At 34.5% G+C, this 24,281-nt stretch carries 18 protein-coding genes and 8 pseudogenes; 18 read left to right on the forward strand and 8 right to left on the reverse strand.

Annotated elements, in window-relative coordinates:
- Positions 1–110: 110 nt before the first annotated feature.
- From O1Q06_RS06890 to O1Q06_RS06900, 3 genes and pseudogenes are all read right to left on the reverse strand, one after another.
- Positions 111–1,505 (reverse strand): recombinase family protein, encoded by a 1,395-nt coding sequence (locus tag O1Q06_RS06890; protein WP_410542505.1) that lies wholly within the window; start codon positions 1,503–1,505, stop codon positions 111–113.
- Entirely contained in the window at positions 1,489–1,920 is a 432-nt protein-coding gene (locus O1Q06_RS06895) for a DUF2924 domain-containing protein (protein WP_410542506.1), read from the reverse strand. Before O1Q06_RS06895 ends, O1Q06_RS06890 begins: the two co-directional genes overlap by 17 nt.
- Positions 1,853–2,308, reverse strand: a pseudogene (locus O1Q06_RS06900) (ankyrin repeat domain-containing protein). The gene O1Q06_RS06895 and the pseudogene O1Q06_RS06900 overlap by 68 nt, the downstream one beginning before the upstream one ends.
- Positions 2,309–2,486: 178 nt before the next feature.
- Here O1Q06_RS06900 and O1Q06_RS06905 point away from each other — a divergent pair.
- Positions 2,487–3,354 (forward strand): annotated as a pseudogene (locus O1Q06_RS06905) (IS982 family transposase).
- Positions 3,355–3,372: 18 nt separating this feature from the next.
- Positions 3,373–3,954: pseudogene (locus O1Q06_RS06910) on the forward strand (hypothetical protein); the annotation flags it as partial.
- 20 nt (positions 3,955–3,974) lie between these two features.
- Here the strand turns inward: O1Q06_RS06910 and O1Q06_RS06915 are convergent.
- Positions 3,975–4,976, reverse strand: a pseudogene (locus O1Q06_RS06915) (IS630-like element ISWpi10 family transposase).
- A gap of 83 nt (positions 4,977–5,059) precedes the next feature.
- Here O1Q06_RS06915 and O1Q06_RS06920 point away from each other — a divergent pair.
- Together O1Q06_RS06920 and O1Q06_RS06925 are read left to right on the forward strand one after the other, a co-directional pair.
- A pseudogene (locus O1Q06_RS06920) lies at positions 5,060–5,266 on the forward strand (ankyrin repeat domain-containing protein); the annotation flags it as partial.
- A gap of 165 nt (positions 5,267–5,431) precedes the next feature.
- A pseudogene (locus O1Q06_RS06925) lies at positions 5,432–5,551 on the forward strand (IS630 family transposase); the annotation flags it as partial.
- Here O1Q06_RS06925 and O1Q06_RS06930 read toward each other — a convergent pair.
- A pseudogene (locus tag O1Q06_RS06930) lies at positions 5,544–5,945 on the reverse strand (transposase); the annotation flags it as partial. The pseudogenes O1Q06_RS06925 and O1Q06_RS06930 overlap by 8 nt on opposite strands.
- Positions 5,946–6,025: 80 nt before the next feature.
- Here O1Q06_RS06930 and O1Q06_RS06935 point away from each other — a divergent pair.
- The 13 genes and pseudogenes from O1Q06_RS06935 to O1Q06_RS06995 form a co-directional block, all read left to right on the forward strand.
- Positions 6,026–6,471 (forward strand): annotated as a pseudogene (locus tag O1Q06_RS06935) (IS630 family transposase); the annotation flags it as partial.
- 194 nt (positions 6,472–6,665) lie between these two features.
- On the forward strand, positions 6,666–7,847 hold the full coding sequence (locus tag O1Q06_RS06940) for an ankyrin repeat domain-containing protein (RefSeq protein WP_410542507.1): 1,182 nt from the start codon (positions 6,666–6,668) through the stop codon (positions 7,845–7,847).
- Between the two features lie 122 nt (positions 7,848–7,969).
- Positions 7,970–9,196 (forward strand): cytochrome b, encoded by a 1,227-nt coding sequence (locus O1Q06_RS06945; protein WP_410542508.1) that lies wholly within the window; start codon positions 7,970–7,972, stop codon positions 9,194–9,196.
- Positions 9,196–9,957, forward strand: coding sequence for a cytochrome c1 (locus O1Q06_RS06950; RefSeq protein ID WP_410543170.1), 762 nt, complete (start codon positions 9,196–9,198; stop codon positions 9,955–9,957). Before O1Q06_RS06945 ends, O1Q06_RS06950 begins: the two co-directional genes overlap by 1 nt.
- A gap of 85 nt (positions 9,958–10,042) precedes the next feature.
- On the forward strand, positions 10,043–11,977 hold the full coding sequence (gene uvrB / locus O1Q06_RS06955; RefSeq protein WP_410542509.1) for an excinuclease ABC subunit UvrB: 1,935 nt from the start codon (positions 10,043–10,045) through the stop codon (positions 11,975–11,977).
- 109 nt (positions 11,978–12,086) lie between these two features.
- Positions 12,087–13,135, forward strand: a protein-coding gene (locus tag O1Q06_RS06960; protein ID WP_410542510.1) for an IS630 family transposase whose coding sequence is annotated in 2 segments (ribosomal slippage) — positions 12,087–12,741 and positions 12,741–13,135 — 1,050 coding nt in all. Because the reading frame shifts where the segments join, the coding sequence is not laid out codon by codon here.
- Positions 13,136–13,387: 252 nt separating this feature from the next.
- Positions 13,388–14,584 carry an MFS transporter gene (locus O1Q06_RS06965; RefSeq protein ID WP_410542511.1) on the forward strand — a complete coding sequence of 399 codons (1,197 nt, stop codon included), beginning with the start codon at positions 13,388–13,390 and terminating at the stop codon, positions 14,582–14,584.
- A gap of 38 nt (positions 14,585–14,622) precedes the next feature.
- Positions 14,623–14,922 (forward strand): integration host factor subunit alpha, encoded by a 300-nt coding sequence (locus tag O1Q06_RS06970; protein WP_410542512.1) that lies wholly within the window; start codon positions 14,623–14,625, stop codon positions 14,920–14,922.
- A complete protein-coding gene (locus tag O1Q06_RS06975; RefSeq protein WP_410542513.1) occupies positions 14,919–15,245 on the forward strand; it encodes a MerR family transcriptional regulator in 327 nt (108 codons plus the stop codon). The genes O1Q06_RS06970 and O1Q06_RS06975 overlap by 4 nt, the downstream gene beginning before the upstream one ends.
- Positions 15,246–15,297: 52 nt before the next feature.
- A complete protein-coding gene (locus tag O1Q06_RS06980; RefSeq protein ID WP_410543171.1) occupies positions 15,298–15,888 on the forward strand; it encodes a murein hydrolase activator EnvC family protein in 591 nt (196 codons plus the stop codon).
- A 4-nt stretch (positions 15,889–15,892) separates the two neighbouring features.
- Positions 15,893–18,361: a leucine--tRNA ligase gene (gene leuS / locus O1Q06_RS06985; protein WP_410543172.1), complete on the forward strand. Its 2,469-nt coding sequence runs from the start codon at positions 15,893–15,895 to the stop codon at positions 18,359–18,361.
- 235 nt (positions 18,362–18,596) lie between these two features.
- Positions 18,597–18,944: an IS630 transposase-related protein gene (locus O1Q06_RS06990; protein WP_410542311.1), complete on the forward strand. Its 348-nt coding sequence runs from the start codon at positions 18,597–18,599 to the stop codon at positions 18,942–18,944.
- A gap of 56 nt (positions 18,945–19,000) precedes the next feature.
- On the forward strand, positions 19,001–19,345 hold the full coding sequence (locus O1Q06_RS06995; protein WP_410542514.1) for a transposase: 345 nt from the start codon (positions 19,001–19,003) through the stop codon (positions 19,343–19,345).
- Here O1Q06_RS06995 and O1Q06_RS07000 read toward each other — a convergent pair.
- Positions 19,330–20,784: an IS4 family transposase gene (locus O1Q06_RS07000; protein ID WP_410542272.1), complete on the reverse strand. Its 1,455-nt coding sequence runs from the start codon at positions 20,782–20,784 to the stop codon at positions 19,330–19,332. The two genes, O1Q06_RS06995 and O1Q06_RS07000, sit on opposite strands and share 16 nt — an antisense overlap.
- Before the next feature lie 492 nt (positions 20,785–21,276).
- Between O1Q06_RS07000 and ispD the strand changes: the two genes are divergently transcribed.
- Positions 21,277–22,482, forward strand: coding sequence for a 2-C-methyl-D-erythritol 4-phosphate cytidylyltransferase (ispD, locus tag O1Q06_RS07005; RefSeq protein ID WP_410542515.1), 1,206 nt, complete (start codon positions 21,277–21,279; stop codon positions 22,480–22,482).
- Positions 22,483–22,566: 84 nt separating this feature from the next.
- Here ispD and O1Q06_RS07010 read toward each other — a convergent pair whose 3' ends face one another.
- Both O1Q06_RS07010 and O1Q06_RS07015 read right to left on the reverse strand, forming a co-directional pair.
- Complete coding sequence (locus tag O1Q06_RS07010) at positions 22,567–23,433, reverse strand: ParB/RepB/Spo0J family partition protein (protein ID WP_410542516.1); 867 nt, start codon at positions 23,431–23,433, stop codon at positions 22,567–22,569.
- Positions 23,430–24,272, reverse strand: a complete 843-nt coding sequence (locus O1Q06_RS07015) for a ParA family protein (RefSeq protein ID WP_006014513.1) — start codon at positions 24,270–24,272, stop codon at positions 23,430–23,432. Before O1Q06_RS07015 ends, O1Q06_RS07010 begins: the two co-directional genes overlap by 4 nt.
- Positions 24,273–24,281 lie beyond the last annotated feature (9 nt).

Below are 24,281 nucleotides of genomic sequence, written 5' to 3' on the forward strand. Positions count from 1 at the left end.
ATCTCTGGTGTAAGAAAGTTGAGCTGTAAAATTGAACTGACATATTTCGGACACGCTATGTTGTTTACAGTGCATATTTCTTTGATGTTTGTATACTTTCCTTCATTTAACTACTGTTGCCACAAATTTGCTCTGATTAAAGATTTTAAAAGTATACTATTTGTTTTTTTGTGGGTTTTTCCTTCTTGCACTAAAACCATACTTTTTCCACTGCACTTCTTTAACTCATATTCAATAAAAACTTCAATATCTTTTCCTTTAGCTTCTATTTTCTCATTACCTGCTTTGTACTTTTCTACTAAACTTTTCAGTCCTTCTTTACTTATTTCTATTTTAAACCCATTTTCTTTGAACCAGATATTTTTCACTAATAAATGAATAATATTGCGCTGCTCTCCTGGAAATATATTCTCCCACATTTCTGTTATTCCTTTCAATGTTTCAGCACCCTCTTTGCTAAATGCTTTTCCCATATTGCTAATTATTAAAGGTATTTGCTCCATTACTACCTGTTCTATTTCTCCTGCTGAAATTGTATGCTCTTTTCCACTACACTCTCTTCCTTTTAAATGTTTTCCACACACATAGTATCTGTATTCTCTAGTTTTCCTCTGAGCATAGGTTGGTTGCATCGAAGCATCACATCCATAGCAACGAACTAATCCTTTTAATAACGCTGGTTCTCTTTTAGTAGCTACATATCTTCTGGTTTCAATATTTTCTTTTGCTTTATTCCATAGTTCATCAGTAATTATTGCTTCATGTTGTCCTTTATATAATCTTCCTTTGTGTTTTACAAAACCTATGTACGTTGCATTAGTGAAAATTCCTCTTATTGTTCCTTTTTTAAACTCTTTTCCTTCTTTTGTTCTATAACCTTCTTTATTAAACTTTTTAGTTATAGCAGTAATAGACTTCAACTCTACAAAACTTGCAAAAATGTGCTTTACAAGTTTAGCTTCTTTTTCATTGATTACTAATTTCTTTTCTTTTACATCATATCCAAGTGGCACTCTACTTCCCATCCACAGTGCCTTCTTTCTTGATGCTGCAACCTTGTCTCTTATTCTTTCACTTGCAAGTTCTCTTTCATATTGGGCAAAGCTTAGTATGATATTGAGCATCAACCTTCCCACTGAATCTGCGGTATTAAAGGATTCTGTTACTGATACAAATGTTACTTTATGCTTATCAAAAAAGTCCACTATTTTGGCAAAATCCAGCAGTGATCTTGATAATCGATCGATTTTATACACTACTACTAAATCTATTTTTCCTGCTTCTATATCTTGAAATAACTCTTTGAGTCCTGGTCTTTCTAAATTTCCTCCACTGTATCCACCATCATCATATTTCTTTTCTATTGCTACCCATCCTTTAAGTTGTTGACTTGATACATAGCTTTCTCCAGCAATTCTCTGGGCATCAAGACTATTAAACTTTTGCTCTAGTCCCTCTTCACACGACTTCCTTGTATAGATTGCACATCTAATTTGCTCTGACATTTTTCAACCCAAAGAACGCTAATCCATTCCACCTGGTACCGGTAATTTCATTTGCTATTGCAGATAGTGACTTATATGGCTTTCCTCTATAAATAAACGAATTATAACCTTTTACGATCACCTCATGTTCTTCTCCATGATACTTTTTAACTATTCTTGTGCCTGCAATTAGTAAAGAATTTTCACTTACTATCTTTCTTCCTCTTCTCATTTCTTCTGTTAAATAATCCAATTGTTTTGTAGATTTTTCTGATAATCCTCCATATACTTTCTCTTGCATTCTATATGCCAACCACTTGATAAAGTATTCTCTTCTATAAGGTGGTGCTTTTGAGCCAGTTTCAGTTTCATACATCTTTCTCAACTCTTTTGATGTTTTCTTTGTTAAAGATAGAATTTCTTGCCTTATATTCATGTTTCCCCCTTATACCTGGCCTTAAATCTGATAACTTATAGTCCAGCACTTCTGTTTTTGCATAATCTATTGCTGTCATTCCAAATTTATCTTCTTGCTCTATTTCAGCCCCTGCTTCCACTAGCTCTTTCACTATTTCCACTTTCTCCACCATGCACGCAAGGTGTAGAGGTATGCATTTATTTCCATATTCCTCAGCATTCCTCAGCATTTACTTCTGCTCCTGATTTTATCAATTCTCTCACGATTTCTAGACGTTTCTCCGTTACTGCTAGGTGCAGTGCTCTCCTACATCTGCTGCATTCACATTCACTCCTTTTTCAACTAATAACTTCACTGTTTTTGCGTCTACCGCATAATGCAGAGCTATTCTGTCTCTTACATAAATATTTTTATATGAGTTCTCTAATAGTGACTCCTCTTTTCCTTTTTACTCATGACCTACCTCACCTTTTCTCTGAATTTAAACCCCTTCTTTAAACGCTAATTCTGGATTAAAAAGAGAATAGAAAAGTCAGGAGAGTAGGGTAAACTCAACAAATAGAAAAAAATAGATGAGGTTACCCATGGAAGATATAACAAAACTGTTTTGTCTGGTCGATGATTTTTGCAGAGATATAGAGAAAAATTTTGCAGATAAACTACTGCCAAACGGTAAAAACCCACAAGAGTGCCAGAAATTACACATTCGGAAATTATCACAATAATCCTCCTGTATCAGCAATCTCCCTGTGAAAATTTTAAGGCTTTCTACCTGCATTACCTAACATTGCTCTACAAACAGAGTTTTCGAAGTTGCCTTCATACACTAGGTTTGTTGCTCTAAAGCCCAGGGTTTTGTGGCATTTAGCCATGCTATTACAGTGCCTTTGCGGATGGTCAGAACTTACTGGAATCTCATACATAGATACAACTCCTATTGCAGTTTGCCATGCAAAAAGAATATCAAGAAATAAGGTTTTTGCTGGAATTGCAAAATTAAGCAAGAGTACATATGGCTGGTTTTTCGGCTTTAAACTACATTTGATAATTAACGAGAAAGGTGAAATTCAAGCTTTTACGCTTACAAGAGGTAATGTTGACGATAGAGAGCCTGTAGCAAACCTAACTAAGAAATTAACCGGTCTTTTGTTTGGTGATAAAGGCTATATTAAAAAAGAGCTTTTCCAAGAGTTGTTTAACCGCGGTTTGAAACTTGTTACCAAGGTGAAAAAGGGGATGAAAAACGCATTAATTTCACTACATGAAAAGATTTTGCTGAGAAAAAGGTCGATCATTGAGACGATTTTTGGCTACCTCAAAAATAGACTTGAAATTGAACATACTCGCCATAGATCTCCCGTTAATTTCTTGGTTCACATCTTTTCTACTCTCATTTCCTATTCCTTGAAATCCAAAAAGCCTTCCATTTCCTATACTTTCTTCCTTCCTTAATCCAGAATTAGCGTTTGTAGTACCACTTCCCAAGTAATGCAAGGTTTTACAGCTTTACACTTAGCCTTTTTTTATTGTCGATTAGATATCGCGAATCTTCTGCTCAATAATAACACTATTAATATTAAAAATGCAAATGGCAAAACGGCATTTGAGGTTATCCCAGGTTATGAAAGTCTTTGCAGTGATGGCTGTGACATAGAAAAAATATTCTTAGCTGTGTTAAGATTTCATAAAAATAATTGTACAGAACTATTACTTTCTGCTAGAATAAATACTAAATTAGAGTTAGAAGCTGGTGATACTCCAGATGCAGCAAGTAGTATAGCGAACCCTTTCTCAACATGCACCAGGGCAAATACTAAGATAGGATTGGAAGCTGGTGATACTCCAAATCCTGCACCAAGCAGTGCAGTAAAACCTTTTTCTTTTATTAATAGTATATTTAGTTGGGTAACCACTGCCACACTCAGCAATTTATTCAGCAGTGCTCCTGCTTTACCTCCTGCACAGCAATCTGTTGACCACTTAGATCGTAGCCCAATTAGTTCTTCACAAGTTGATTGTAATGGAATAATTCTGCTAACTTCTGCAGCAATAAGTAATACCAAATTCCATTACTAATCGAACAAATAAGAAACATTACAAACTCGTTTAATAGTAGCACTGGAAATACTGACAATAAAATTACACAGAACATCTTCAAGTAAGCCTATGGTATCGTAGACTCTGTTGCGTAAAGTATTGTGTTTGATATATTGCCACAACCTCTCAACAGGATTCAGTTCTGGTGAATAAGGAGGCGAGTATATAATGGTAATGTTTTTCTGAATTTTCAAACTTTTTGATCTATGCCAGCCTGCACAATCCATTACAAGAAAGGCTTTTTTCGTGCCTAAATCTTTCGACATCTGCTCCAGAAATATATTCATACAATCAGTGTTTACATATGGAGCAAGTAGGCTAATTTTCTTACCACTTCTTGGATTTACCGCACTGTAGATATAGAAATTTTGTCTACCAATTTTCATTTAACCTGCGTTCTGACCCCTTTTTTAAACCATCCGTGTCCGATTTTTGAATGAGTTCCAAATCGTGATTCATCAAAAAAATACCTCCTTTTCAGGGTGGGAATTGATTATTTTATTGAAGTATTTTTTAAACTCTTCTTGCTTGTTTTTATCTTGTTTATGGTGAATTGGCCTCGGTGTTATATAAGAAAACTTCATCCTTTGTATCTCACGATGCACTGTTGATTTGCTAATGTTTAGGCCAAATTCCTCTGAGATTTTTATTTGCACTTCCTTAATAGTAATATTTGGATTTCTTTCTACCCATATTTCAATTTGCTCACGTTGATTTTTGTTTAATTTGCTTTTTCTTCGCCGCTGAGAAGGGGAAAATAATTTTTCTTCTCTTCCAAATTTTAGATGCTTTATCCATTCAGTCAAAGCAGTCCTTGAAATTTTACATATTCTTGCCACAGCGCTTATACTACTTTCTTTTCCTGCTATCACCGCTTGTAACTTTTTTGAAACATATGCGTTATTTCTGACCTTTTTTAACATTTCTTTCGCCAAATTTACAACTTTTTCGTCTAACAGTTTTGACCTTAATGCCATTTATACCTCTCTATTTTATCTACTCTAGTATCACTTCTTTCCCATTATTGTCTATCTGTTCTTTACATAGTGGGAATTGGTATAAGTTCACAGGAAAAAAATATTCAAGGACACTGGACAATTCACTTCTCACAATAGAAGAAATTAGAGAAAGAAATCTTAACACTATAGAAAAAAACTTCGAGACAGCACTTAGTAAGTGTAAAAAACTTTATCAATGTCCTGAAAGTTCATTAAGCAATTTAACGATATCTAAAGGTATACATCAAAAGTCCCTTTTAATCAGTTAAAATAAGCACTCAAGCTTGAGTGCTTATTTTCGTATAATCCTCTTTAAGTTAAAGCTCTTATATGTTGAGAATAAGCTGCTAATACCAATTCCCGCTATACAAGCAACGAATAGAAAATTAATGGAAAAAAAGCCATACTGAAGTAAGTAAAATAGCGAGGTTTAGATGGCATTAAGATCAAAATTATTGGATGAAAAAGTGGTGAAATCAGCAAAAGAGATGCTGAAGAGAGTAAGAAATAATGCGTATGTTGCAAAAAAACTAAATGCTGTAATTGCAGCAAAAACCTTATTTCTTGATATTCTTTTTGCATGGCAAACTGCAATAGGAGTTGTATCTATGTATGAGATTCCAGTAAGTTCTGACCATCCGCAAAGGCACTGTAATAGCATGGCTAAATGCCACAAAACCCTGGACTTTAGAGCAACAAACCTAGTGTATGAAGGCAACTTCGAAAACTCTGTTTGTAGAGCAATGTTAGGTAATGCAGGTAGAAAGCCTTAAAATTTTCACAGGGAGATTGCTGATACAGGAGGATTATTGTGATAATTTCCGAATGTGTAATTTCTGGCACTCTTGTGGGTTTTTTACCGTTTGGTAGTAGTTTATCTGCAAAATTTTTCTCTATATCTCTGCAAAAATCATCGACCAGACAAAACAGTTTTGTTATATCTTCCATGGGTAACCTCATCTATTTTTTTCTATTTGTTGAGTTTACCCTACTCTCCTGACTTTTCTATTCTCTTTTTAATCCAGAATTAGCGTTTTAAAAAAGGCAGTAGGACACAGGTTAAGGTAAAATTAGGTAGGAAAATTTTTATCTCTATAGTGCAGTTAATCCCAGAAATGGAGAGAATTTTAGCTTATTTGCACCAAACGTCAACACTGATTGTATAAATATATTCCTTGAACAGATGTCGCAATATTTAGGAATACGAAAGGCTTTTCTCTTGATGGATTGCGCTAGTTGGCATAAGTCAAAAAATTTAAAGGCACCTAAAAATATCGAAATTATATACCTACCACCATACTCACCTGAACTCAATCCTGTTGAGAGGTTTTGGTTATATATAAAACAGAACATTTTGCGCAATAAAATCTACGATACAATTGTTCTGCTTGAATGCGCTTTGTGTAAATTTATTACCTCTCTTTCCCCTTCCACGGTTAAACAACTCTGCTATGCTTCTTATTTGGTTCATTAATAATGAGAATTGGTATAAGCAATTTAAGCAAACTAAGGAGGCTTATGGTGTTTTGCACAAAAACTAAATGTAGCACGTGATCAAATAACAATCTCTTACGTTGTAAATTTTTTTTTAATTTTACATATAAATTTCACTAGCATATGCCCAAATTATGTGGTATAAGGGCAAAAATTTTATCCTTTAGGAGGGTTATGGTTACAAAAACAGAAGTTGAAAAATGGAGAGATGGGTTACGTTCTGCAGTAAAGGAACGTGATTTTCAAAAAGCTGAGGAGTATATTAGAGAAGGAAAGACACATACTACTAATGTTATTAACTCTAAAGATAGAAATGGTAACTCACCTTTATCGATTGCTGTTAGTAAACAAGATTTAGAAATGATGAGGTTTTTAATTGAGAATGGTGCAGATGTTAATATTGAGGACTTTTTTCGTGTGCCTCCTATATACTATGCTGTTACAAAGGGCACCAAAAAAATGATAGAGCTTCTAATCGATAAAAAGGCTAGAATTAGTGGTTATTTTTCATATGCTGGTGAAAAACGTACTCTTATAGGCTGGGCTATAGATAAAAATAGTTCGGAAAAAGTAGAGGTCCTACTTAAACATGGTGCTAGTCCAGATGGCAAATTTGATTTTAATGATTCTTCACAAGATTCGTGTCTACATATTGCCATTCAGAAAGATTACCAAAAAATAGTAGAGCTTCTTATTGAATATCATGCTGACGTCAATGTTCAAAACAGACGGGGGCACACACCTATATATTTGGCTATTAGTTTAAAACGTCCAAAAATAATGAAGCTGTTATACGATAGTGGTGCTGATATTGATAATGTTAAGGATATAAGGAACGAGACACCATCAGGTTATGTTAAGTTATTTTATCCCGGTAAAACGATAAAAGAGATTGTTGCAGAAGCAGAGAGTGCCAATGTAAACCCAGGTGATACCACTCTTGCACCAAGTAGTGCAGTAAGACCTTCTTCTTTTATTAATAGTGTATTTAGTTGGATGGGAACTTCAACAACTGCTGCACTCAGTAGCTTATTTCAGAGTGCCCCTGCTTTACCTCCTGCACAGCAATCTATTGCACATTCAACTGGAAGGTCAATTGGTTCTTCACAAGTTGATTGTAGTGGAGCAATTCTGCTAACTGCTATAGCAATCAGTAAATTCACAGGGGAAAGATATTCAATGCCACTGGATAATTCGCTTTTGACATTGGAGCAAATTAAAGAAAGAAAGGTTAGTGCTATAGAAAGAAATGTCAAGATGGCACTTAGTAAGTGTGAAAAACTTTATCAATGTCCTCGAAGTTCATTAAGCAATTCAACAATATCTAAAGGTGTATGTCATCAAAAGTCCCTTTAAAACAAGCACTCAAATTTGAGTGCTTGTTTTTGTGAAATCTACTCTTTAAACTTAAACTTTTTATTGTTTATTAGCGTTAAATTGTTACAATACAATGAGTTAAGATGACAAAGCTTTAAGTTATGGGAGATGACAGCAAAAAAGAAATAATAGAAGAAAAAGGTATATTAGGTTGGATAGAGTACAGACTGCCTATATTTTCTTTTCTAAAACATACTGCTTCTTATCAAGTACCAAAAAATTTAAATTATGCTTGGAATTTTGGTTCTTTAGCTGGTATAGCGCTGATTTTACAAATAATAACAGGTATATTTCTTGCCATGCACTACACTCCGCATGTTGATCATGCATTTAATAGTGTGGAGCGTATAATGCGTGACGTAAGTTATGGATGGCTGATACGTTATACTCATGCTGTTGGGGCGTCGCTCTTCTTTATGGTGGTCTATGTTCATATCATGCGTGGATTATATTACGGATCTTATAAGAGACCGCGAGAAATGGTATGGTTTATTGGCATATTTATATTTTTTGCAATGATGGCAACTGCCTTTATGGGATATGTTCTTCCATGGGGACAAATGAGTTTTTGGGGTGCAACAGTTATAACTAATTTATTCTCGGCTATACCTTTAATTGGTGATAAAATAGTTATATGGCTATGGGGAGGTTTCTCTGTTGATAATCCAACGCTTAATCGTTTTTTTGCGCTGCATTATCTTATGCCTTTCATTATTATCGCTTTAGCTATGTTGCATGTTGTTGCTCTGCATAGGTTTGGCTCTAATAATCCAAGTGGAATAGAAGTCAGGTCAGATAAGGATACCATTCCTTTTTATCCTTACTATATAGCAAAGGACTGCATAACTTTTGGTTTATTTTTTATAATTTTATTTGCATTTGTTTTTTATGCCCCTAATTATCTTGGGCATCCTGATAATTATATAGAGGCTGATCCTATGGTAACTCCAGTACATATAGTGCCAGAGTGGTATTTCTTACCTTTTTATGCGATGCTGCGTTCAATTCCAAATAAACTTATTGGTGTACTTACCATGTTTGGATCTATTTTAGTGTGGTTTCTTTTGCCTTGGCTTGATAAATCAAAGGTTAAAAGTGGTTCCTACCGTCCATTATTTAAGAAATTTTTTTGGTTTTTTGCAATAAATTTTGCATTTCTTGCCTGGCTTGGGGGACAAGAAGTTAAGGAGCCTTACATTACTTTAAGTAGGCTTTCAACTCTTTATTATTTTTCATATTTTGTGATAATTTTACCTTTACTTAGTAAGTATGAGAAACCAAAAAAATTACCAAAAACAATAAGCGATTCCGTGCCGGAGATGAAGTGATGCTATTGGTTAAAGTTGCTGTGTTTTGTATATTATTTTTCGCTAATTCTCTATCTGCAGAGGAGTTTAAACCTTTACCAAACAAGAAAATTGACTGGAGTTTTAATGGAATTACCGGATCTTTCGATAGAGAGTCAATTCAGCGTGGCTATAAAGTATACAAGGAAGTCTGTGCTGCTTGCCATTCAATGAATAGAATAGCGTTTCGTAATTTGCAAGATGTTGGTTTTTCTGAAGAGGACGTAAAACAAATTGCAGCCTCTTATCAAGTGAAAGATGGTCCAAATGATTTGGGTGAAATGTTTGATAGGCCGGGAGTGTCTTCGGATTATTTTATTGCACCTTTTGATACAAAAGAAGCAGCTGCAGCAAGTAATAATGGTGCAATTCCACCAGACTTATCACTCATTGTCAAAGCAAGGCACGATGGTGCAAACTACGTCTATTCACTTTTGATAGGCTATCAAAACGGCGAGCAGGATGAGAATGGTTTATATTTTAATCCATATTTTTCAACAGGTAGGTTAGCTATGGCCCCACCTCTTTCTGAAGGAATGGTAGAATATGATGGTGCAAGACAAGCCACAGTTGAAAATATGGCATATGATGTGGTAAATTTCTTACAATGGGCAGCAGAGCCAGAACTGGAGCGCCGACATAAACTTGGGCTAAAAATAATGACGTATTTTATAATTTTGACGGTGTTTTTTGTATTAACCAACAATAGGATTTGGAGCAGGCTCTATAAAAAGAAAAAATAGAGTTTTTTATGTTCATTCTTTCATACCTTATTTACACTAGCAAATGTATTGTATAGTAATAAATACATTATGAAAATATAAAGGTATGGAATTTCAAATAGTTACACATTTTCAGCCAGCTGGAGATCAACCACAGGCAATAGACAACTTAGTTGCAGGGTTAAATAGTAATAAAAGAGATCAGGTTTTGCTTGGAGTTACTGGCTCTGGAAAAACCTTCACTATGGCAAATGTTATTGCAAGAACAAACAGGCCTGCATTAATTATGGCACATAATAAAACTTTAGCGGCGCAGCTTTACGAGGAGATGAGAGGATTTTTCCCTCACAATGCTGTTGGATACTTCATTTCTTATTATGATTATTATCAGCCTGAGGCTTATTCGCCACAAACAGACACTTATATTGAAAAAGACTCTTTAATAAATGAAAGAATTGATATGCTACGCTATTCTGCTATATGCTCTCTTTTGGAGCGTAGGGACACGATTGTAGTTGCGAGTGTTTCTTGTATATATGGTCTTGGTTCGCCTGAGAGCTATCTCAGCATGACCTTGACTTTAAGTGCCGGAGATAAGATTCATGTTAATGACTTTCTGAATAATTTAGTTAATCTCCAATATAAACGTTCTGATGTCAGATTTGAGCGAGGATATTTCAGAGTGCGCGGCGACATTATTGATATATTTCCTGCCTATTATGAAAATAAAGCTTGGCGTTTATCATTGTTTGGTGATGAAATAGAGGAAATTTCTGAGATTGATGCCATTAACGGCAATATTATCAGACGTATAGATAAAGTCACCATTTTTCCAAACAGCTATTACACTACATCACGTGAGACTCTTTTGCAAGCAGTTCAGTTGATTAAAAAAGAACTACATGAACGCTTGGATTATTACTATTCACAGAACAAAATTGTTGAAGCAAAACGTCTTGAGCAGCGTACTAATTTTGATATTGAAATGATGATGGCAACGGGAGTGTGTAAAGGTATTGAAAATTATTCGCGTTATCTTTACGGAATGAAAGCCGGAGATCCACCGCCTACATTGTTTGAGTATTTACCTAAAGATGTAATTTTATTTGTTGATGAAAGCCATGTAACCGTTCCCCAGATAGGTGCAATGTATAGCGGTAATGAAGCACGTAAAAAGAAATTGATAGATTATGGTTTTAGGCTACCTTCTGCTTTTGATAACCGTCCATTAAAATCGGAAGAGTGGGAGGCAATACGGCCACAGACTATTTACGTTTCAGCTACTCCAGGAAAATATGAATTAGAAAAGACAAATCACGCATTTATAGAGCAAGTTATCCGCCCAACAGGACTGACAGATCCCATCTGCACCATAAAACCAACAGAGAGTCAGGTTGATGATGTGATTCATGAGGCACAAGTGACGATAAAAAAAGGGTTTTGTATTCTAATTACCACATTGACAAAAAAAATGGCTGAAAAGCTAGCTGAGCATATGAGTGAGCTCAGTATGAAAGTAACTTACCTACATTCAGATATTGGTGCACTGGAAAGAATTGAAATTATATGCAAATTAAGATCTAAAGAAATAGATGTTCTTGTTGGCGTTAACTTGTTGCGGGAAGGTCTTGATATTCCCGAGTGTGGATTGGTTGCAATTTTAGATGCTGACAAAGAAGGGTTTTTACGATCAGAGACTTCGCTCATTCAAACGATAGGTCGTGCTGCACGAAATGTTGAAGGCAGAGTAATTTTATATGCAGACAAAATTACTAATTCTATGGATCGTGCACTGAAAGAAACTGAAAGGAGAAGAAAGAAACAGACAGAGCATAATACACTGCATAATATTGTACCAAAAACTATAATAAAGCCTATATCAAATACTTTACGGGAAAAAGTGGTGATTGAGGATTTTAGTCCGAATGATCTAAGCAGTTTGAAAAAACAAATGTTGAAGCATGCTGAAAATTTAGAGTTTGAAGAGGCAGCAAAAATAAAAAGTATTATTGAAAGGTTTAATAATAGATCCACTGCATAATTAGAAAAAAGATGAATAATTAATAGCTAAACTGACTTTGATTTATCAACAATTTGAAAAAACATCATCTAATACCAATTCCCGCTATACAAGCAACGAATAGAAAATAATGGAAAAAAGCCATACTGAAGTAAGTAAAATAGCGAGGTTTAGATGGGCATTAAGATCAAAATTATTGGATGAAAAAGTGGTGAAATCAGCAAAAGAGATGCTGAAGAGAGTAAGAAATAATGCGTATGTTGCAAAAAAACTAAATGCTGTAATTGCAGCAAAAAAGCACAGTATAACAGCTGTAGCAAAAATATGTTGCATTTCGAGAAAGGCAATTACTACATGGATAAAGCACATAAAATTTGGAAGAGAAGAAAAATTATTTGCTCCACCTCAACGCCGTAGAAAAACTATATTGAACCAAAGTCAACTTGAACGAATTGAGTTGTGGATAGAGGAAAACCCCAATATTACTATTAGAGAAATGAGAATAAGAATCCAAGAAAGATTTGGTTTGAATATCAGCAAATCCGCAATACATCGTAATATGCAAAGAATGAAATTCTCATATATCACACCAAGACCAGTTCATAGTGGACAAGATAAAAACAAGCAAGAGGAGTTTAAAAAAAAACTCAATGAAACTATTGTCATGCATTCTGAAAAAGAGCTATTTTTCTTCGATGAATCACGGTTTGGTACACATTCGAAAGTTGGACATGGGTGGTTTAAAAAAGGCAGTAGGACACAGGTTAAGGTAAAATTAGGTAGGAAAATTTTTATCTCTATAGTGCAGTTAATCCCAGAAATGGAGAGAATTTTAGCTTATTTGCACCAAACGTCAACACTGATTGTATAAATATATTCCTTGAACAGATGTCGCAATATTTAGGAATACGAAAGGCTTTTCTCTTGATGGATTGCGCTAGTTGGCATAAGTCAAAAAATTTAAAGGCACCTAAAAATATCGAAATTATATACCTACCACCATACTCACCTGAACTCAATCCTGTTGAGAGGTTTTGGTTATATATAAAACAGAACATTTTACGCAATAAAATCTACGATACAATTGTTCTGCTTGAATGCGCTTTGTGTAAATTTATTACCTCTCTTTCCCCTTCCACGGTTAAACAACTCTGCTATGCTTCTTATTTGGTTCATTAATAATGAGAATTGGTATAAGTGGCAGAAAAATGAGCCAGTTCATGATAATTTCAAATTTTCACCTTTTATCTTATAGGTAATGATTGTTGAACTTATTTCTTTCTTGAGGTTATGTACAGACTCTAACAAATTAAATCTCACAACAAATTTGTTGTTTCATAGCTTTTATATCATACTATAATTGCAACTGTTTTAACAATAATCAGAGCCTAAAAGAGGTTTATTATCAATGGACTATTTATAAAAAATCTTATGGAAAATAAAGCTTGGTTCATTTGGCTAATCAGTAACTTGATTGTTGTATTCAGCAATATGCAGATAATCTACACCTTTATAAGCGTGAATCTTGAAAAAGAACTTGGGCTCACAATCGCGCAAGTTGCACTAGCTAATTCAGCATATACTTGGACTTTTGCTATCTCACAATTTTTTAGTGGGGCAATGTTTAATGTTTTTTCCAGCAAAAAAATTTATTTTTTCTCATTGTCAATCATGCTCTTTGGTTTTTTTGTCCTTATCAAGAGTGACAATTTTGCCCATTTAATTTTATTTCAATTTTTGATCGCAATTGGAGCATCGTTTGGTTTTATTGGCGCTGCTCATGTAAGTAGCACATATTTTCCCCTTACTCAATTTGGACTGATGTTCTCACTAGTGCAGACAATTTCAAGTCTTTCTGCTTTGATGATTCAAATGTGCTTCTCTAGCTTGCTTGCCGAAGGTGCAGATTGGAAAAATCTTATTGTATGCGTAATATTATTTGGCGTATCGATATTCGTACTTATGTTTTTTTATCCGAAAGGACTTTCAAAAAAAAATTTGGGGGAATACACAATAAAGAGCTCTATAAAAACAGTAATATGTTCTGTACTAACAGTGCTAAAATTAAGAGATATCTGGATAACCTCAATAGTGGGTGCTATTACTTTTGGAACATTTTTAGCGCTTAATATGCTGTGGGCACCAAGGTTACTAAGCAACTTAGAACTCAATACAATGGAGTTAGGTGTGGCAACTGCAATATTGTGGCTTGGTCTTGCAGCTGGTGCTCCAATTGCAGATCTAATCTCAAATCTATTTAAAAATAGAAGGCACGTAATCTCTGCTTTTGCCACATTGCAAAGTATTTCAGTTATTATTTTACTATACGGCAATTTAACAGTTCATATTATATACTTTTGTATGTTAATGTTTGGTTTTTTTGCAGGCGGACATATGCTTAATTTTACTGTTGGCAGTGAGATTGTTGAGCAGAAGTATATTAGCACATCATCATCCATTATCAATGGATTTATGTTTATTATGAGTGGAATTTTAGTGTCAATTTTAGCACTTTTTTCAGATCATCAAACGGCGCTTTTCACAATATTTGCAATGTTAACATTTGCTAGTATTTTTAATTATGCTACAAAAGAAACACACCACAAAAATAAAGTAGCTGAATCTTGAGTCGACTGTTATATTATATTAACATACTATAATAAATTATGACAACAAAAGACACAACAGTAACTAAGGCAACAATAGCTGAATGTATAAACCAGGAAATTGGATTATCGAAAGAAGACTCTATTGCAATAATAGATGATATATTGGATGAGATAAAAACGAGCTTAGCAAAGGATGGGATAGTAAAAATATCTTCATTTGGGACATTTTTGGTTAAAAACAAAAAAGAAAGACCAGGAAATATACCAAAGACATTGGAAAGGGTAGTAATTCAAGCGAGAAAATCAATTTCTTTTAGACCTTCAAAAATGATGAAGAAATTAATAAATAACCGATGAATAAGGAAAAATTATTTTACACAATTGGAGAAGTAGCTAAAGAACTACATTTGGAGCAGCATGTTTTAAGATTCTGGGAAAGTCAATTCCATCAAATTAAACCCATAAAACGGAAGGGAAGAAGACTATATGATCATAAGTGTATAGAGGCAATAAAGAAAATAAAATATATGCTATATGACAAAGGATATACAATAAAAGGAGTACAAAAGGAATTTGGTAACGATGTAAGAATTGATCATTATTCAAGAAATTTGTTGCAAGAACTTACCGATTTAAGAGACTATTTGACTGATAAAATAAATGAAGAAAGTAATAAATAGACGAAAAACACTATAAAGTTTTGTGAAAGTTGATATATCTAGAGATAAGTGTATGTGTCGTATAGCCTTGTTCTTTATATTATCAGCAATACTGATAAGCTGTGGCCTGCAAAAACCTGCACCTGTACTACTTAAAGGCGAAGAATTTTATGGGAAAAGAGACCTAGAGTACACAAGGGAGTATCATTTGATTAAAGAAAATGTTGATTCTTCGCTGCGAAAAGAAAGTAGAAAAGCCTTTGTAGATAAGGTATATAACAATAATGCACAAAGCATGTGTAAATTTGTAATACCGGTTAAAGATGCAGTTACCTCTTCTGATAAAATATGTCAAGATGGCATAAAAATTACTGCTCAAAGTGGAACAAAGGTTATTGCTTCTGCACCTGGCAAAGTAATATACGTAGGCAAAGGCCTGAGGTGGTACGGAAATTTAATTATAGTGGAACATAAAGATAACTACATGACTATGTACTCCTATTTAAAAAACATACAAGTTGAAATTGGTGATAAAGTAAAACAAGGTCAAGTAATTGGATCTGCAGGTAAATCAAGCACACAAGATAAAGATCTGCAGATGTGTTTCACAATAAGGCATAATGGTCAAGCAGTCGATCCTTTAGTACATATAAACTGTGATTGAATTTATGAAATATGATTTTAAAAACGTTGAAAAATTCTACCAAAATAAGTGGGATTTTTCTGTAAGCAAAGATAGTAAAAAGAAGAAATGTTACGTGTTGGAAATGTTTCCATATCCATCTGGTAAGATTCATATGGGGCACCTGCGTAACTATGCAATAGGAGATGTTATAGCACGTTACAAGAGAGCTCATGGATTTGAGGTTTTGCACCCAATTGGCTGGGATGCGTTTGGATTACCAGCTGAAAATGCAGCAAGGGACAATAATATTAACCCTGCAGCGTGGACAAAAGAGAATATAGACAATATGCGTGCACAGCTAAAATCTATAGGTCTTTCCTACAATTGGAATCACGAGCTTTCCACATGTGAGCCTGATTATTACAAACACGAACAGAAATTTTTTCTGGATTTTTTAAAGCATGGTCTTGCCTATCGAAAAGAGTCGTGGGTTAATTGGGATCCAGTGGACCAAACAGTGCTTGCAAATGAGCAAGTGGTTGATGGAAAAGGATGGCGATCAGGTGCAGTTGTTGAAAAACGTAAGTTATTCCAATGGTTTTTAAAGATTACTGATTTTGCTGAAGATTTGCTTCATTGTCTGCAAAGTTTAAAAAATTGGCCAGAAAAAGTCAAAACTATGCAAGAGCGCTGGATAGGAAAATCTGAAGGGGCAACTATAGATTTTGAAATAGTTGGCTTGAATAAGAAGTTAAAGATTTTTACAACTTCTCCTCATACTTTATTTGGAGCTTCTTTTCTTGCAGTAGGAGCAGAGCACCCTATTGTACAAGACCTTAAGGACAAAGAAATAAGAGACTTTATTGGTAATATGAAGGCAAATGGGGAGAATGATGAAAAAATTGGAATTTACACTGGACTGAACGTCAGGCACCCATTTCTCGACAAGGAATTACCAATTTATATAGCGAATTTTGTGTTGATGGAGTATGGAGAAGGTGCGATTTTTGGTTGCCCTGCACATGATAAGCGTGATTTTGAATTTGCACAGAAGTATGGTTTACCGATTATTCCTGTAGTTTGTGAAGAGAGCACACAGACCACAAAGGTCTTAAAAGAACCGTACGTCGGTGATGGAGTGGTATTCAATTCTGAATTCTTAAACAGACTAACGGTTAGCGAGGCAAAAAAAGTAATCCTAAAAAAACTTGAGGAAAAAGGAATAGGTAAGAAAACAATAAACTATCGTCTACACGATTGGGGAATTTCAAGGCAACGTTATTGGGGATGTCCTATACCTGTTATATATTGTAAAGATTGTGGAATTGTTCCAGTTCCAGAAAAAGACCTCCCTGTTGTTCTACCAACGGATGTAGAATTTACAAGTGGTGGTAATCCCCTAGACAAGCACCCAACCTGGAAATTTGTTGATTGTCCAAAGTGCGGAAAGCAAGCAGAACGTGAAACTGATACATTTGACACTTTTTTTGAATCTTCTTGGTATTTTGCTGCATTTTGCAGTGAAAATAAATCGATTAATAAAGATACTTGTAATCGTTTTATGCCTGTTGATTATTACATAGGTGGAATAGAACATGCAATTTTACATTTGCTTTACTCAAGGTTTTTCTGCCGTGCTTTAACTAAATGTGGCTATTTTGACGTTAAAGAGCCTTTCTCTACTTTAATCACTCAAGGAATGGTCTGCCATATAACTTATAAAGATGAGAATGGCAAATGGCTCTTTCCCGAAGAAGCAAAAGAGTTGATTGCGAAGGGTGCTAAGATCCAAGTTGGAAAAGTCGAAAAGATGAGTAAGTCAAAGAAGAATACAGTTGACCCAAACTTTATCATAGAAAAATACGGTGCTGATACTGCTCGTTTGTTTGTATTATCCGATACCCCCCCAGAAAAAGATATGGAATGGTCTGATGATGGCGTGGAAGGTTGTTTTCGCTACATAAATAAATTGTGGCGTATGGTAGTGCAACTTAGGCCCGTAAACATACACTATGATAATGAAAACATTGTAGGTAAACTCCTAGAGTACAGAAAAAAAATCCATAAACTATTGCAAGGGCTTACAGATGACTTGGAAAACTGCAGATTAAACTGTGTGGTAGCAAAGTTTCGTGAAATGACAAATTTAATAGCTGAAATAGACGTAAAAACTGGAAAATCTCTTATTGATGAAGGTATATGCATACTAATCAGAGTAATTGAACCATTTATGCCACACTTAGCTGAAAATTTATGGCAAAAAATAGGAGGAAAAGGTGTGCTATATCTAAAGCCTTGGCCACAAGCTGATGAATCACTACTAATTGATAATATGGTAACTGTGGCAGTGCAGATCAATGGAAAGTTGCGTGCGACCATCAAAGTAGCAATTGGTTTATCTCAAGAAAAATTGAAGAAAATAGCAACAGATTCTGTATCTAACAAAATCGATCAAAGCAAAATTCGCACTATATATGCTGTACCAAATAAGGTAGTAAACATAGTTATATAAAAATTTTGAGTAGCATGCCCCTAATTTCGTAGGTATACTTTTTTTGATATGAGGTTATATCTTTTTTAATATAAAGGATATATACTTGTGCATTATATATTTTTTTGTATGGGTAGTTATATGAAAATAAAAGGATTGTGTGTTTTAGCTGTTTTGCTCACTTCATCTCTAGTAGGTGCAGCTATAGTATTTCCTAAAGTAAATGATAAAGGTATAATAAAGTATTTGAGTTATAATGGCATATAGTGTGGATTTAAGGGAAAAGGAAGTATTGATGATAGAAAAAGGGAAGGCAAAGGTTGAGATAGCAGAGCTCATGGAGATAGGAATAGCAACGCTGTACCGCTGGTTAAAAAAGAAAGCTGCTGGTGAAAGCCTAAAGCCATCTAAAAACGGTAGCTTTATTCGAAAAATAGACCCAAAAATACTCGAAGAATATGTTACAAAGAATCCAGATCATACTCTGGCAGAGATGAAACAAAATCTTGGATTTGGAATAAATTCAATTTGGTATAGACTAAAACAGCTAAAAATTACTTTAAAAAAAAGTCACACTATATCAAGAGCGCAATCAAGAAGATAGGCAGCAATTTATTGATAAAATCTCAAAAATAGACCATTCCAGCATCTTATATATAGATGAAGCAGGAGTTGATAATAAGTTATACCGAGAATATGGACGTGCTCCAAGAGGAAAGAAAATTTATGCAGATATTCCAGCGAGAGAGAATCAGTATAGTAGCCGGGTGGATTGGAATGAGATTTATTGCACCAATGACTTTCAAAGGTGGGTGTGACAAAGAGGTATTCAATATATGGTTGGAGAAACCTAAATTGCCACTTGGCACAACCATAGTTATGGATAATGCTACATTTCATAAGACCACTAAAACAAAATCATTAATAGAGTCTTTTGGCTGTCATGTGCTGTATCTTCCAACATATTCACCAGATTTGAATCCTCACTTTTACCCACAACTTTGAGAGGTCATTATGCGAGGCATAACCATGCTTTCCCTGAGGTTTTCATAACCACGCCATAGAGTCATAGTTCCTGGTAAATTATCACTTTTTCTATTCATAAATCCACCTAATTTTCCTAACCAAATAATAGCTTGTTTTATGTTTGGAGGTTCTTCTGGCAATTTGGCTACTTTATGCTCACGTATGTAAAGGGTTTTCCACTCTTCATTACTTAAAACCTTAGTACAAACCTCCATAGGATTCGATAAAGCGATTTTTGTTAAATATAAAATATTAAATGCAATAATGCTCTTTATAGCGATTAATTTCTCTAATCTTTCTTTTGTAGCTAAACGAGAGCTTTCTACCTTACATCCTGATTTTAAAATCCTAAAATACTCCTCGATTTTCCATCTTAGCTTATACCAATTTATCCTTTCTATAGCATCTAAAGTGCTATTAACTGGTACATTAGTCAGCAAAGTCCAATCAATAGCTTCTACTCTTTCAGGAGGATTTGTTTCTTTGGCACTTACTACATATATAGCGATTTTATCACTTATTTTATGCTCTGTATCTTTCGATCCATAAATGTAAGGAGATCTGATAGGTATATAGCCTTTCATATACCTGACTTCAATGTTAGCTTTTCTTGAGATCTGGTATTTATTTTCAGCAACATTCAAGACAATTTCCTTTTTTACAGGCAGTTGAGTTATACGTGTTTGCAAATCCGTTTTTCCCCCTTCAATACAGATGAATTTCCTATTAGTTCGGTTGCGGATTACATAAAAACTGTCCAATGATTCAACAGTCCATAAAAACTTAAAAATATCTGCTTCCCTATCACCAATAGTAACAAGCTGTACACCTTCTGCGAGGTTATTTAGGGTTTCTTTTAGTGCCGCTATCCACTTATAGCTTTCTTTCTCCTTTATAGCAGTACGGTATTTCCTGTTTGCTTTTTCTTGGGCTGTTTCTTCCCTGATAGAACGTGCCCAACACTGTTGAGAAGATAGCCCTAAAGGTAATCCGTCTTTGTTAACCATTAAGTTACTGTGCAATAACAAACCCTTTTTATATTTTGTATAGGCTTTAGAAATACTACCTAGACCCTTAGTCTTTATATGAGAGTCAAAATCCAAATAACTTGTATCTTGAACTGAAAATACCAGCTCATTTCCTTTTATCCTTTCCATAGTTTCTTTATAATGGGAAGAATAAATTTCCTTAGCTTCAAGCTTCTCATTGCTAAATAATCTGTATGCACCTTTAGCTTCTTTCCATCCTACACAGCTTTGACTAATTGACCCAGACGCCTTATTCTCTATTAAATAGCTTGTTTTAATAAGTCTTGTATTAAGCCTTACATCTCCCAGATTAACATGTCTCAACTCTTTTTCTAGCCATTTATCTCCTAAGCCATCAGCACATTGTACATTTCTATTTACTTCACACATTTTTACCTCATCTTAAGTATATTTTTCTCTATCTTACTTGCTTTTTATACTTGTGGGTAAAAGTGAGATTTGAATCCCATAGAACACTGTTGGCATACCATCAAAAGCCGCCTCAGACCTCTAATGTATAAATGTACAGACTTACAACTTTTGGTTGGTAATACCATAATGGTAATTTATTATTCATTTTAGAAAATACTATAGCTATTGCGTAAGTTATATAGTTTTGAAATGCAATTGGGCATTTATGTGCATGAGTGTGAAAATTAGACCTATGGAGATATGTAGATCTATCTTGTATATACCTGGCCGCATTCTTATAATTATCACCTATTCCATGAAAAAATATAAGATGTATCTCATTTTCTTTATTATACTTAGCAACGTGTATTATTTTCCTCTAGCATATATTACACCTAGTAAAAGAATATTCTTTTTTGAGAATTGGATCAACTTTTTTAAAATGCTAGATAACTTGTATTAACACCGAAAATGGTAAGCATGTACACTAACAGACTTGAGGAATACAAGATAGCAGCATTAATAGTTGCAGCAGGAGTAGGCAGTAGATGCAATGCCAAAATCCCTAAACAGTATATAAAATTGGCAGGTAAGTCTGTTTTATTTCACACAATTAGGAAATTCTTAGCTAATCAGTACATAAGTTACATAAGAGTGGTAGTGAATGAAAGTCAAAAAGATTTCTATAAAGAAGTTACGTCATCAACTATAGATACTAAATTGCTGAGTCCAGTATGTGGAGGAAAAAGCAGGCAGAGTTCAGTTAAACTTGGACTGGAGAGTTTGCAAAAGATCAATCCAGATTTTGTTATTATACATGACGCTTGTAGGCCTTTTGTATCAAATATTCTAATAAACAACTTGATTGAATCTATGATTAATGGTCAATATACAGGAGTAGTTCCAGCAATAGAAGTCGAGGATACTATATCGTTGGTGAGTAATAATTTCATTGAATCTACGATTTCAAGAGAAAAACTTAGAGCCATGCAAACTCCTCAAATTTTTAATTTCAGAGAATTATTATCGTGCCATCAATCAGTCAAAGAATTTACTGATGATTCATCACTAATGGTAGAGCATAAAAAACATGTTGCGATTATTGAAGGTGAGAAAAAGAATTTTAAGTTAACTACAAAAGAGGATATCAATATGGCAAAACTTCTCTTTGGAGAGCCAAAATTCCGTGTCGGAACCGGTTATGATATACATAAATTTGTTAAAATTCAAAATGATGCTAAGAGCTTTATAAAAATTTGCGGTGTGGAAATTGAGCATAATATGGCAATAGAGGCACATTCCGATGGTGATGTTGCAATACATGCAATCGTTGATGCAATACTCGGAGCACTAGGATGTGGCGATATAGGAGAACATTTTCCTCCTAATTCCTCTAAATGGAAGGATTGCAATTCATCTCATTTTCTTGATTTTGCTGCTAAAAAAGCACAGGAAAAACGATATAGCGTGTCTAATTTAGATATTACTATAGTTTGTGAAGAGCCTAAAATATCGCCTTACAAAGCAGGAATGAAGGAATTCATATCAAAAATATTAGAAATTAATGGTGAATTCCTAAGTATCAAAGCAACCACAGCGGAAAAATTAGGTTCTATTGGCAGAAATGAGGGAATAGCAACGTATGCTTCTGTGCTATTGCGTGCAAATTTTGATTGAAGGTAGGAACGAAATAACTTACTTGACAAACTCCACCATTTCACTTCCTTTGCAAGGAAAGTGGGAAGGTTTGTCAAGAAATTTCTATGGGCTACTTTCGACATTAATAGCTGATTCAAGTCTTCTATTCAAAATTTTCAATATAAAATCCAATTCATTTGAGTTGTTATAACGTATCATGACTTTACCCTTAGAATTACTGTCATTAATTTTGATCTTTAAACCAAGCTGAGAAGATATAGCTCCTTCTAATACTGCCATATCTTGATTTTTAGTACACTTATGCTCTTTTCGGTCGTTATTTTGTTGTAAGTCTTTTATCAATTTTTCAGTTCGCCTAACGCTCAGGCCCTGAGAAACTATTCTTTCTGCAATACTTTCCGCATTTTCAACATTAATCAATGCTCTTGCATGACCCATAGACAATTTTTTCTCGTTGATCATTGTTTTTACTCCATTAGGGAGTGACAGCATTCGTATCATATTGGTTATGTGACTGCGGCTTTTACCTAAAGTTAAGGCTAATTCTTCGTGTGTATAGGAGAATTCATCTATTAGTTTTCTGTACGCCTCACCTTCTTCTATTGGATTAATATCTTGCCTCTGTATGTTTTCAATTATCGATACTTCTAAGCATTCCTTGTCATTTAAATCTTTTATGATAACCGGCACACTATCAAGATTTATGACCTTACTTGCTCGCCAACGACGTTCCCCTGCTACTATTTCATAACCTTCATTACTTGGATCTTTGCGCACCACAACAGGTTGTATTATACCATTTTTCTCTATCGAACCTGCAAGTTCTTTTAATGACTCCTCATCAAAATATTTTCTCGGCTGAAATTTGCTTGGGTGTAGTAATGAAATAGGTAACCGATCTTCTTTATTACCATAATTATCGCCTATGAGGCCAGCAAGACCTCTACCTAAGCGCCTATTGTCCTTCACGCTGCACCCTCACTTATCAGCTTTTTCTCTTTACAGATGCTCATGTGTTTCTTTAAAATTTCTTTTGCCAAACTTATATATGCTTGTGCACCAGGACACTTAAGATCATATACAATAGCAGGTTTTCCATGAGAAGGCGCTTCTGATAACCGTACATTACGTGGAATAATGGTCTCATACAAGGGGATAATAGTTTTATATACTTTATCATTTAAATATTGGCAAATATCATTTTTAATCTGCTCACTAAGTTTGTTGCGTCTGTCATACATTGTGAGCAATATTCCTTCTATTAACAGGAAAGGGTTTAGGTTATTTCTTTTTATCAGCTCTACAGTCTTAACTAAATGGCTCAATCCTTCCAGAGCGAAAAATTCACACTGAAGAGGAACAATAATCGAGTCAGCAGCGGTCAGAGCATTGATAGTAAGCAGACCAAGTGATGGAGGACAATCGATAATTATGTACTCATAATTATTACGTACTTTCTCTAGCGTATCTTTTAGTACGAATTTTCCCTGCTCAAGTTGTGATAGCTCAATTTCTGCAGCTGATAAGTCAACCACTGATGAAATCAGCGATAGATTTGGAATTTCCTTTATATTGAAAATTGCCGATTCCACCAATTCACTTTCGCTGCTCAGCAGTATTTTATATATATTTTTTTCTTCCCTGCTACGATAAGAAATCCCAAGTCCTGTACTAGCATTTCCTTGAGGGTCAAGATCTACCAGTAAAGTACTTTTTCCCACAGCAGCAAAGGCTGTTGATAAATTTATACTAGTTGTAGTTTTACCAACTCCACCCTTTTGATTTACTATTGCAATGATCTTGCTCACGCCCTTTAT

The organism is Wolbachia endosymbiont of Tetranychus urticae, assembly GCF_046529255.1.
In the GTDB taxonomy this organism is placed as follows: domain Bacteria; phylum Pseudomonadota; class Alphaproteobacteria; order Rickettsiales; family Anaplasmataceae; genus Wolbachia.